The sequence below is a fragment of the Microbacterium bandirmense genome, assembly GCF_037204185.1.
GTDB classification, from domain to species: Bacteria; Actinomycetota; Actinomycetes; order Actinomycetales; family Microbacteriaceae; genus Microbacterium; species Microbacterium bandirmense.
Map to the genome: position 1 here is coordinate 58780 of NZ_JBBDGM010000006.1, position 10535 is coordinate 69314.

Sequence of the window (10535 nt, forward strand, 5' to 3'; positions counted from 1 at the left end):
GCGACCTCGAACGGGAACTTGGGGAGGGGGGCGACGGGGCTAGATGCAAGCCCACCGAGTAGGGACGAGCATCAGGATCTCCTTCTGCCCGGCCTGCTCGATCAGCACCCGCTTGGCCTCTTCCCGGGCATCCGACGCCTGCGAATGCAGCACCGCGGCCAGCGGGGCGCCGTGCTCGAGCGCCGCGACGATCTGATCGACCGCGCGGGTGAGGCCGGGCAGCTGCAGACGCGAGGCGGTCTCGCCGAGGGCGTCGGCGAGCGGTGAACCGGTGTGCACGGCCAGCACGGTCTGCTTGAGCTCGTCGGTCAGCTCGCCGGTGCCGATGTCGGACACGCGGCGCAGGGCGTCGAGCAGTGACTCCCCCGCCGACAGGCACAGTGCCAGGAACTCGAGCGTGGTCGGCAGCTCATCGGCCAGTCGTGCCCGCCGGGACTTCGCCCTGGCCGTGAGCTGCATGTCGTAGGCCACGGCGGCGCCGGCCGCGGCGAGGATCGGCAGCAGCGCGGCGGGCGGCGTCATCCGGTCGGTGACGGCCAGCACGATCAGCAGCAGCGCTCCGGCGACGAGCCCGACGACGCCCCAGGCCAGCTGACGGGCCCGGAACGCGGCCGCGCCCTGCGCACTGCCGGCCTGCGCCAGCCGCAGCGACAGCGCGTCTCCGCCGCCCAGCATCCGCTCGAACCGCGCCTTCGCACCCGCCCACAGACGACGGCCGTGTACGGGCATCGCACCTACCGAGGGGAGGACACCCGAGGGGAGCATCTCGTCGGGGACGACGTCGCGCACGTACGGCGCGATGCGGCGCTCAAGCGGCAGGGCTCCCCAGCGCGGCAGGGCCGAGAGCATGCCGATCACACCCAGCGCGAACGCACCGCCGAGCAGCACGGCCAGGGCGACCTGGGTGATCATGGTCATCCGAACCACCGCTCCGGCTCGGGAAGCCTGCCGATGCGAAGCATGATGCGATACGCCACCACCGACACGGCCGCCCCGACGAGGATCACCGTGACACCGGCGGCACTGGCGTACGCCTCACGCCCCTCGGGGCGCATGGCGAGCAGCGCGAGGATCACCCACGGTGCGATCGATCCCAGCACGGCCGCACCGCGGATCCACGACTGCCGGGCCTCGACCTCGCCGCGCAGCGCCGCATCAGCGCGCACCGAGCCCGACAGCGCGCGCAGCACGCCGGTCAGTTCCATGCCGCCGACCTGTCGTGCCATCCGCAGCGTCTCGACGATGCGGTCGGCGATCGGGTCGGCCAGCGTCTCCTTCAGTCGGTCGAGGCTGGTCTCGAAGCGCCCGGTCGCCCGCAGATCACGCGCGAACACCGCGAACGCGGGGCGCACGGCGGGCGGCGCGGACTCGGCCAGGCTCGCCACGGCATCGGGCAGTGAGAGTCCCACCCGGATCGCCGCGACCAGCAGATCGCACACGTCGGGCCACACCTGCCGGCGGGCCTTGCGCAGTCTCAGCCGGCGCCCTCGCAGGTAGAAGACCGGCGCCGAGGCTGCGGCAAGAGCCGCCAGCAGCGCCAGCACCGGCAGCGTCGTGATGAGCCAGACGAGGGATGCCCCGGTGAGGGCACACGCGAGCATCACGACGACCAGGGTGCGCGTCGCGGTGCGTGCGTGCCCGGATTCGTCGAGCAGCCGGCGCAATCGGCCGCGGCCCGCGGGCTTCTCCGCCTGCGCGCGCGGCGGCCACAGCCACGGCGATGCGCACAGCAGCAGCCCCGCGCCGAGCAGTGCACCGACCAGCAGGGTCATACCCATTCCTCCACCCGATGCGCCGCGTCGGACGCGTATACGGATCGGGTGATGATGCGACCGTCGACCACCTCGCCGGTCGGCGCGATCACCTCGGTCACGCGTCGGGACCCGTCGCTCTCGCGACGGCAGTGCACGACGTACGAGATCGACGTGGCCAGTGCCGGGGCGATGAATCCCCGGTCGATGTTCCGGCCCGCCAGCAGCGGCAGCAGGGCGAGCTTCTCGAGGGCCTCAGCGGCGGAGTTGGCGTGCACGGTCCCGGCGCCCGGCACGCCCGTGTTCAGCGCCAGCACCAGATCGAGGGCCTCGGCGTCACGCACCTCGCCGACCACGAGGCGGTCGGGCCGCATCCGCAGCGCCTCCTTGACCAGGCGCCGCAGGGTGATCTCACCGGTACCCTCGAGGCTGGCCTGACGGCCCTGCAGTGCGACCACGTCCGGACCGTCGACCGCGAGCTCGAACGTCTCCTCGACCGTGATGATGCGCTGCTGCGCGGCGACGGATGCCAGCAGTGCGCCCAGCAGCGTCGTCTTGCCGGCGTGCGTCGCCCCCGAGACGATGACGCTGCTGCCGTCGAGCATCGCCCGGTGCAGCAGCTCGGCGAGCCGGGCCGGCATCGTGCCCTGTGCGATGAGGGAGTCGAGCGTGCGGTGCTGCGGCAGGAACTTGCGGATGTTCACGGCCCACGAGCCGCGCACCACATCGGCGATGGCGACATGCAGACGCGAACCGTCCGGCAGTGACGCGTCGACGAAGGGCTGGCTGACATCGACCCGGCGGCCGGTCGACTGCAGCATCCGCTCGACCAGGTCGCGCACGATGGCATCCGTCAGCGACAGGTCGACGCGCTGGGTGCTGCCACCGCGCGCCACGAACACGCGGTCGGGTCCGTTCAGCCAGATCTCCTCGATCGTGTCGTCGTCGAGCAGCGGCTGCAGGGCGCCGAAGCCCGATACGGAGGCCAGCACGTCGCGCACCAGTGCCGCCTCGTCGTCGATCAGCGCCTCGCCGCGCTGCAGCGCGTGGTCGTTGTGACGGCGCACCTCGGTCTGCGCGATTCGACGCGCCTCCTCGGGCTGCGACGACGGGTCGGTGTGCTCCAGGCGCAGACGACGCCGCACCCTCTCGGCGACCACAAGGGACGGATGACTCACGTGACGCATCCTGGCAGAACGCGCCGCACCGCCGCAGAAGTTATCCACAGGCGGTGTTCCGGACCCCGAATTGACAGCAGATCAACGGGAAGCGAACTTCTGCCCGCCACTAGACTGATCCGTGCGCGGGAGTGGTGGAATTGGTAGACACGCAGGATTTAGGTTCCTGTGCTTTCGAGTGTGTGGGTTCAAGTCCCACCTTCCGCACACGTGGCCGTAATCGGCCCGCCGGGCTGTGACGGGCCCACACGCGCAACAGCAGCACCGCCGACCGTGAACGACGGGACTCCCCCTTTTGCTCCACTCCGCAATCCAGCCTCCGATGGGCATCCTGCCCGACTGGCTCGACCCCGCCGTGATCATCGATGCGGCCGGCCCCTGGGCCCTGCTCGTCGTGTGCTTCATCGTCTTCGCCGAGACCGGTCTGCTGGTCGGCTTCCTGCTGCCCGGCGACACGCTGCTGATCATCTCGGGCCTGCTGACGCACACCAACGACATCTTCGGCGTGAACATCTGGGTCGTCGCGCTGCTGATCGCACTGGCCGCGTTCATCGGCGGCGAGGTCGGCTACTTCATCGGACACAAGGGCGGGCCGGCCGTGTTCGAGCGCAAGGAGTCGGGCCTGTTCAGCCGCGCGAACGTGGAGCGCACGAATGCGTTCTTCGAGCGGTTCGGCGGCATCACGATCATCCTGGCGCGCTTCGTGCCGATCGTGCGCACCTTCGCGCCGGTCGCCGCGGGCGTCGGGCACATGCCCTGGAAGCGCTACTCGCTCTACAACCTGATCGGCGCGCTGCTGTGGGGATTCGGACTGACGATGTTCGGCTACCTCATCGCGTACATCCCGTGGGTGTCGGAGTTCGTCGTCGACTACATCGACCTGATCCTGCTCGTCGCCGTCGGCGGCACCATCATCGTGACGGCCTGGCACTATTTCGTCGAGCGACACCGCGCCCGCAAGGCGGCCGCCGCAGAGGCAGCAGCCGCCGATGCGGGAGCGCAGGCGTCGGAAGCGGCGGCACCGGCATCCGAGGTGTCGGCACCGCCCGCCCCCACGGCGCCGACGCCCACCCAGTCATCCTCCTGAGCTAGCCGGCGTCCTTCTTGCGCGATGCGTCCTTGCGCTCGGACTTCGTCCGCTCGACGCTGGCGCGCAGCGCCTCCATCAGGTCGATCACCTCGCCGCCGGTGCCCTCCCCCTCGTCGGCGAACGTCTCGGACACCTCGAAGCCCTCGCCGGCCTCGATCTTGGCGTCGATCAGCGTGCGCAGCTCCTTCTGGTACTCGTCGACGAACGACTCCGGGTCGAAGTCGCTGGAGTAGCTGTCGACGAGCGAGGATGACAGCTCGAGCTCCTTCTTGCTGATCGTCACGTCCTCGTCCAGTGCGGGGAAGGACGCCTCGCGAACCTCATCGGCCCACAGCAGGGTCTGCAGCACCAGCACGTCGCCTCGCACGCGGAGGGCCGCGAGGCGGGTCTTCTGCCGCAGTGTGAACCGCACGATGGCGGTGCGATCGGTCTGCTCGAGCGTCTTGCGCAGCAGCACGTACGCCTTCGGCGATTTGGAGTCCGGCTCGAGGTAGTACGCCTTGTCGAGCGTCAGAAGATCCACCTGCTCGCTGGGCACGAACTCGACGACGTCGATCTCGCGGCTCTTCTCCGCCGGGAGCGCGGCCAGGTCGTCCTTGGTCAGCACGATCGTCTGGTCGTCGTCGACGTACGCGCGGTCGATGTTCGCATACGCGATCGTCTGGCCGCACACCTCGCACACGCGCTGATAGCGGATGCGCCCGCCGTCCTCATCGTGCACTTGATGCAGCGGCACATCGTGGTCCTCGATAGCCGAATACACCTTCACGGGCACGTTCACGAGCCCGAAGGTCAATGCGCCCTTCCAGATGCTTCTCATGCCCCCAGTGAACACCAGTCGCACCGGTCACGCATAGGGCTTGCGCTTTCGGCCGGGACGACCGTTACCCTGACCTCATGGCGCCCCCGCAGACCGTGCTCATCGATGGCCGGCGTCTGCGGGTGACCAACCTCGACAAGGTCGTCTATCCCGAGACCGGCACGACGAAGGGCGAGATCATCGCCTATTTCACGCAGGTCGCGCACGTCTCGCTGCCGCACCTGCGCGGTCGACCGGTGACGCGCAAGCGGTGGGTCGACGGCGTCGGAACGGCGGATGCCCCGCAGCCGAGCTTCTTCGCCAAACAGCTCGAGCCGGGCGCCCCCGACTGGGTGCGACGCATGCCCATCGAGCACTCCGACGGTCCGAAGGAGTATCCGCTCGCCGATGACGTCGCCACGCTGGCGTGGTTCGCCCAGGTCGCGGCCCTCGAGCTGCACGTTCCGCAGTGGCGGTTCACGCACTCCGGCGGCCGCGGCAGACCCGACCGCCTCGTGCTCGACCTCGACCCCGGCCCCGGCGTGGGACTCGCCGAATGCGCCGAGGTCGCGCGCATCGCCCGCGGCATCCTCACGGGCATGGGCCTCGACCCGCTGCCGGTCACGAGCGGCAGCAAGGGCATCCACCTGTACGCGCGGCTGCCCACCGCCGACGACGGCACCGGCAGGCAGAGCAGCGACGACGTGTCGGCTGTCGCCAAGGAACTCGCCCGCCTGATCGAGGCCGACCATCCGGCTCTGGCCACGCACGTGATGGCGAAGTCGGCGCGTGGCGGCAAGGTCTTCATCGACTGGAGCCAGAACAGCGTCTCGAAGACGACGATCGCCCCCTACTCGCTGCGCGGGCGCGCCCGACCGTGGGTCGCCGCTCCCCGTACCTGGGACGAGCTCGACGACCCGAAGCTGCGTCACCTCGAGTTCGCCGAGGTGCTCGAACGGGTGGATGCCGGCATCGATCCCCTGGCACCGCTCGCGCCCCCGTCACCCGCGCTGTCGTCGTACCTCGGCAAGCGCGACGCCGGCAAGACACCCGAGCCCATGCCGCGCACGGCATCGGCGTCTCCGACCGGAGCGACGCGCTTCGTCGTGCAGGAACACCACGCCCGCCGACTGCACTACGACCTGCGCATCGAACGTCACGGCGTGCTGATCAGCTGGGCCGTGCCGAAGGGCATCCCCGAATCCACCACCGGCAACCACCTCGCGGTGATGACCGAGCCACACCCGCTGGAGTACCTCGCCTTCGAGGGCGAGATCCCTCGCGGCGAGTACGGCGCGGGCTCGATGACGGTCTGGGACACCGGCACAGTGCAACTCGAGAAGTGGCGCGACGACGAGGTGATCGGCACGTTCACCGGACAGGTCGGCGGACGGATGGGCACCGCGCGGCTGGCTCTGATCCGCACGTCGGGCGAGGGCGAGAAGTCGCAGTGGCTGCTGCACCGCATGAAGGACGCGGTCGCGGTTCCTGAGCGCCCTTCGTCTCGTCGCTCCGCTCCTCGCTCAGGAACAGACAGTCCGGGTTCCCCGGTTCCTGAGCGAGCGAAGCGAGACGAAGGGCTCGCCCCGATGCTCTCCGAGCCGGGCACGCCCGGCCTGGCCCGCGCCCTCAGCACCCCGGCCTGGGCGGAGATCAAGTGGGACGGCATCCGTGCGATCGGCACGTGGCAGACCTCGGATGCCGGCGACGGCCGCTTCACGCTGCGCGCTCGCAGCGGCACCGACATCACCGCCCGCTACCCGGAGCTCACCGCCGACGGGGCGCCGCAGCTGCCGGCATCCGACGCCGTCGTCGACGGCGAGATCGTCGCCTTCGACGCGCAGGGACACCCGAGTTTCGCCCGCCTGCAGAATCGCATGCACCTCACGCGCGCCCGCGAGATCGAGCGCGAGGTCGTGCGCACCCCGATCGTGTACCTGCTGTTCGATCTGCTGCGGCTGGACGGACACGATCTCACCCGCATGCCGCTGCGGCAGCGCCGCGAACTGCTCGAGCAGCTGGCATCCGACCTCGACGCACCAGTTCAGGTGCCACCTGTGTTCGACGACCTCGATGCCGCACTGCGCATGAGTCGCGAGCACGGGCTGGAGGGCATCGTCGCGAAGGACCCGTCCTCGCCGTATCGGCCCGGTGCACGCTCGGCGTCATGGCTGAAACTGAAGAACACCCGCACGCAGGAGGTCGTGATCGTCGGCATCCGCCCAGGGCAAGGCCACCGCTCGGACGGCATCGGGTCGCTCCTGCTGGCGATTCCCGGCGACGACGGCGCGCTGCGATACGTCGGACGGGTCGGCACCGGGTTCTCCGCACGGACACTGACCGACCTCGACCGGCGACTGCAGCCGCTGCGCATCGACGACGCGCCCCTGAGCGGAGTTCCCGCCGCGGACAGCCGCGACGCGCTGTGGGTGCGGGCCGAGCTGGTCGGCGAGGTCGAGTTCGCGAACTGGTCGCCCGGCGGCATCCTGCGGCACTCCCGCTGGCGGGGCCTGCGGCCCGACAAGGCGCCGTCCGAGATCGTCAGGGAGTCGTGACCGCCTGCTCCGAACCCGAGCGCGCGGAGTCCGTCGCCAAGGCGAAGGCGAGCGCGACGGCGGGAGTGAGCGCGACGATCTCACCGCCGTCCTCGATCACCGTGAAGATCACATCACCCAGCGAACCCAGCGCGAACAGGCTGTGCACGGTGTCGACGACGACGGCGAAGAAGACCAGCACGGCGAAGAACAGCACGATACCGGCCGCATCTCGGCGGTCGTCGGTGCCCGCCCGCAGATACGAGATCACGAACAGCGTCGCGACCACGACCGCGACGACCCCGAGCCAGAGCAGCTCGCCCAGCTGCACCGAGAGGATGCCCCATCCGCTCAGCCCCGGCAGGGCGGCCAGGATCCTCTCGTTCAGGTGCCAGCCGATGCGCTCGTGCAGGATAAGCGCGTCCTCCAGCAGCAGCACCAGACTGCCCGCTGCGATGGCGGCGAAGACCGCGGCACGGCGGCGCCTGGCGAGCACGACGCCGAGAACCGCGATCCAGCCGAACTTGATGTACAGCAGGAACTCGCCGTACGAGCGGTCGACGCCCAGGTCGAAGTGCACGCCGGCCGGGACGCCGAGCAGCGTGTAGGCGAGGTGCAGTGCGATCACAGCGAGGTCGACGAGCACCAGCATCACCAGCAGCAGCGCTGCGGTGTCGTGACGCAGCGGGCGCAGGTCGATCAGTCGGCGGGGTGCGGCGGGCATCCCCTCAGGATGGGCCGCGCGCGTGGGTCAGGTGCGCGAGGGCCACGCGTGCGAGGGTCAGGCGCGCGCGGGTCAGGCGTGCGCGGCCTCGCACTCATCGCGCCCCGCGGGCTCGAGCTGGAACGTGGAGTGCTCGACGTCGAAGTGCTCGGCCAGGCACGACTGCAGGTTCTGCAGCAGCTCGGCGCTGCGCCCCTCGATCAAGAGCTGCGCGTCGACCGCGACATGGGCCGTGAACACGGGGGCACCGCGCGTGAGCTGCCACACGTGCACGTCGTGCACGTCGACGACGCCCTCGTACTGGCGCAGGTGATCACGGATCTCGGCCGCCGACATGCCCTTCGGGGCGGATTCCGCCAGCACCGAGAACACCTCCCGCAGCAGCGAGACCGCCCGCGGCAGGATCATCACCGCGATCAGCAGCGAGGCGATGGCATCCGCGGGCATCCATCCCGTGGTCACGATGACGATCGCGGCCACGATCACCATCGCCGAGCCGATCAGGTCGCCCATCACCTCGAGGTACGCGCCACGCACGTTGATGCTGGTCCTCTGCGCCGCACTGAGGAGCCACAGCGAGATCGCGTTGGCGATCAGGCCGATCACCGCCACGATCAGCATCAGCGGCCCCGCCACCTCGACATCGCCCGGGTCGAGCAGCCGCTGCACGCCCTGCACGGCGACGACGGCCATCAGCACGATCAGGATGATCGCGTTCACCAGAGCGCCGAACACCTCCGCGCGCTGATAGCCGAAGGTGCGCCGATCGTCGGCCGGACGGGCGGCGACCGAGCTCGCGATCAGTGCGATCAGCAGCGCCGACGCGTCGGTGAACATGTGCGCCGCATCGGCGAGCAGGGCGAGCGATCCCGACAGTGCGGCGCCCACGATCTGCACCACCATCACCGTGGCGGTCAGTCCCAGCGATATCGCCAGCAGACGTCGGTTGCCGGCGCCGCGGATGCCGCCGGGAGCGGGAGCATGATCGTGCATGTCTCCAGGCTAGGCCGGGTCGTCGGCGCCGGGCGCCGTTTCCCCGCAGTCGGGAACGGTAACGATTCTCATCAGCATCCGCCGCTCTCCAGGAGGTGCTCAGGTCGACTCGCGCGGACCATGGCACGATGGGATCGACGCGCGCCTGCGTCGCGATGAAGGGGGACGACGCAGATGATCTCGAGTGCGCTCGTGGCGCTCAGCGCCGCCGACGCGGAGTACGAAGGCTTCATCGGCTGGGTGCTCTCCCTGATGCAGACGCTCGGTGAGATCGGGGTCGGCGTCGCCGTGCTGCTCGAGACCTTCATCCCGCCGATCCCGTCCGAGGCGGTCCTGCCCGGCGCGGGCTTCCTCGCCTACGCCGGCAAGATGAGCTTCTGGTGGGCGTGGATCGCCGCGACCGCCGGCGCGCTGATCGGCGCGTGGATCTGGTACGCCCTGGGGGCAGCACTCGGTCGTGATCGCACGCGTCGCCTGGTCGGCGCGATCCCGCTGATGGAGACGGAGGACTTCGACAAGGCCGAGACGTTCTTCCAGCGCTGGGGCGGCGTCGCGGTGCTGGTGGGGCGGTGCGTGCCGCTGGTGCGCTCGTTCATCTCGATCCCGGCGGGTATCGAGCGGATGCCCCTGTGGAAGTTCACCGCATACACGCTGCTCGGATCGGGCATCTGGAACGGCGTGTGGATCGGCCTCGGCTTCGCCTTCGGCCCGGCGATCGAGCCGGTGCTCGCGCAGTGGAGCGGTGTGCTGTCGAAGGCCGTGCTCGCCGTCATCGCGCTGCTGGTGCTGTGGTTCATCGTGGCCCGCCTGCTGCGCCTGCGGCGTCAGAAGCGGACCGCAGCGACCGCGGACGAGCCCGACGCGCGCGCGGGCTAGAGGGATTCGAGCAGGGGCACCAGCGCGGTGAACGCCCGCGCGCGGTGCGACTGCGACTGCTTCTCGGCGTCGGTGAACTGTCCGACGGTGCGCTCGGATGCCGGATCCTGGCCGTCCGGGATGAACACCGGGTCGTAGCCGAAGCCGCCCTCCCCCGCCGCGGCGTGCGCGAGACGCCCCGGCCACACTCCCTCGACCACGTGTTCGGCGCCGTCGGACGTGACAAGTGCGATCGTGGAGCGGAACTGCGCCGTGCGCTGCGGGTCGGCGATGTCGCGCAGCTGGTCGAGCAGCAGCTCGAGGTTGGCGACGGCATCCTTGCGCTGCCCGGCCCAATATGCCGAGAAGACACCGGGCGAACCGCCCAGCACGTCGACGCAGATGCCGGAGTCGTCGGCGACGGCGGGCAGCCCGGTGTGCTCGGCGGCGGCCCGCGCCTTGATCAGGGCGTTCTCGGCGAAGGTCACGCCGTCCTCCACCGGCTCGGGCCCGTCGTAGCCGACGACCTCGAGATCGGGCCTGGTGGCGGTGACGATCTGCTGGAACTCGCTGACCTTGTGCGGATTGTGGGTGGCGAGGACGACCTTCAT

General features: G+C 70.1%; 10 protein-coding genes and 1 tRNA gene. 4 read left to right on the plus strand and 7 right to left on the minus strand.

Going from position 1 to position 10535, the window contains the following annotated elements:
* Positions 1-39 precede the first annotated feature (39 nt).
* The 3 genes from WDU99_RS08385 to WDU99_RS08395 are packed head-to-tail and all read right to left on the minus strand — an operon-like array spanning position 40 to position 2929.
* Positions 40-918: a type II secretion system F family protein gene (locus WDU99_RS08385; protein ID WP_337332000.1), complete on the minus strand. Its 879-nt coding sequence runs from the start codon at positions 916-918 to the stop codon at positions 40-42.
* A complete protein-coding gene (locus WDU99_RS08390; RefSeq protein WP_337332001.1) occupies positions 915-1772 on the minus strand; it encodes a type II secretion system F family protein in 858 nt (285 codons plus the stop codon). Before WDU99_RS08390 ends, WDU99_RS08385 begins: the two co-directional genes overlap by 4 nt.
* Positions 1769-2929: a TadA family conjugal transfer-associated ATPase gene (locus tag WDU99_RS08395; protein WP_420063993.1), complete on the minus strand. Its 1161-nt coding sequence runs from the start codon at positions 2927-2929 to the stop codon at positions 1769-1771. Before WDU99_RS08395 ends, WDU99_RS08390 begins: the two co-directional genes overlap by 4 nt.
* 125 nt (positions 2930-3054) lie before the next feature.
* Here WDU99_RS08395 and WDU99_RS08400 point away from each other — a divergent pair.
* Positions 3055-3136: transfer RNA gene (locus tag WDU99_RS08400), tRNA-Leu, on the plus strand.
* A gap of 115 nt (positions 3137-3251) precedes the next feature.
* Positions 3252-4016: a DedA family protein gene (locus WDU99_RS08405; RefSeq protein ID WP_337332003.1), complete on the plus strand. Its 765-nt coding sequence runs from the start codon at positions 3252-3254 to the stop codon at positions 4014-4016.
* Position 4017: 1 nt separating this feature from the next.
* Here the strand turns inward: WDU99_RS08405 and ku are convergent, their stop codons facing one another.
* Positions 4018-4839 (minus strand): non-homologous end joining protein Ku, encoded by an 822-nt coding sequence (gene ku / locus WDU99_RS08410; RefSeq protein WP_337332004.1) that lies wholly within the window; start codon positions 4837-4839, stop codon positions 4018-4020.
* A 77-nt stretch (positions 4840-4916) separates the two neighbouring features.
* Here ku and WDU99_RS08415 point away from each other — a divergent pair, with 77 nt between their 5' ends.
* Complete coding sequence (locus WDU99_RS08415; RefSeq protein WP_337332005.1) at positions 4917-7373, plus strand: ATP-dependent DNA ligase; 2457 nt, start codon at positions 4917-4919, stop codon at positions 7371-7373.
* Here the strand turns inward: WDU99_RS08415 and WDU99_RS08420 are convergent.
* Positions 7360-8076 carry a hypothetical protein gene (locus WDU99_RS08420; RefSeq protein ID WP_337332006.1) on the minus strand — a complete coding sequence of 239 codons (717 nt, stop codon included), beginning with the start codon at positions 8074-8076 and terminating at the stop codon, positions 7360-7362. The genes WDU99_RS08415 and WDU99_RS08420 overlap by 14 nt on opposite strands.
* Before the next feature lie 72 nt (positions 8077-8148).
* The gene (locus tag WDU99_RS08425; RefSeq protein ID WP_337332007.1) at positions 8149-9069 is read right to left on the minus strand and encodes a cation diffusion facilitator family transporter; all 921 of its coding nucleotides are present in this window, start codon (positions 9067-9069) and stop codon (positions 8149-8151) included.
* Positions 9070-9243: 174 nt separating this feature from the next.
* On the opposite strand from WDU99_RS08425, the gene WDU99_RS08430 reads away from it, so the two are divergent.
* Entirely contained in the window at positions 9244-9945 is a 702-nt protein-coding gene (locus WDU99_RS08430) for a DedA family protein (RefSeq protein ID WP_337332008.1), read from the plus strand.
* Here the strand turns inward: WDU99_RS08430 and rdgB are convergent.
* The gene (gene rdgB / locus WDU99_RS08435; RefSeq protein ID WP_337332009.1) at positions 9942-10535 is read right to left on the minus strand and encodes an RdgB/HAM1 family non-canonical purine NTP pyrophosphatase; all 594 of its coding nucleotides are present in this window, start codon (positions 10533-10535) and stop codon (positions 9942-9944) included. The two genes, WDU99_RS08430 and rdgB, sit on opposite strands and share 4 nt — an antisense overlap.

Coding starts and splice junctions, on each gene's coding strand:
- rdgB (WP_337332009.1), bottom strand. CDS start 10,535: ATGAAGGTCGTCCTCGCCACCCACAATCCGCACAAGGTCAGCGAGTTC.
- WDU99_RS08390 (WP_337332001.1), bottom strand. CDS start 1,772: ATGACCCTGCTGGTCGGTGCACTGCTCGGCGCGGGGCTGCTGCTGTGC.
- WDU99_RS08425 (WP_337332007.1), bottom strand. CDS start 9,069: ATGCACGATCATGCTCCCGCTCCCGGCGGCATCCGCGGCGCCGGCAAC.
- WDU99_RS08420 (WP_337332006.1), bottom strand. CDS start 8,076: ATGCCCGCCGCACCCCGCCGACTGATCGACCTGCGCCCGCTGCGTCAC.
- ku (WP_337332004.1), bottom strand. CDS start 4,839: ATGAGAAGCATCTGGAAGGGCGCATTGACCTTCGGGCTCGTGAACGTG.
- WDU99_RS08430 (WP_337332008.1), top strand. CDS start 9,244: ATGATCTCGAGTGCGCTCGTGGCGCTCAGCGCCGCCGACGCGGAGTAC.
- WDU99_RS08385 (WP_337332000.1), bottom strand. CDS start 918: ATGACCATGATCACCCAGGTCGCCCTGGCCGTGCTGCTCGGCGGTGCG.
- WDU99_RS08415 (WP_337332005.1), top strand. CDS start 4,917: ATGGCGCCCCCGCAGACCGTGCTCATCGATGGCCGGCGTCTGCGGGTG.
- WDU99_RS08405 (WP_337332003.1), top strand. CDS start 3,252: ATGGGCATCCTGCCCGACTGGCTCGACCCCGCCGTGATCATCGATGCG.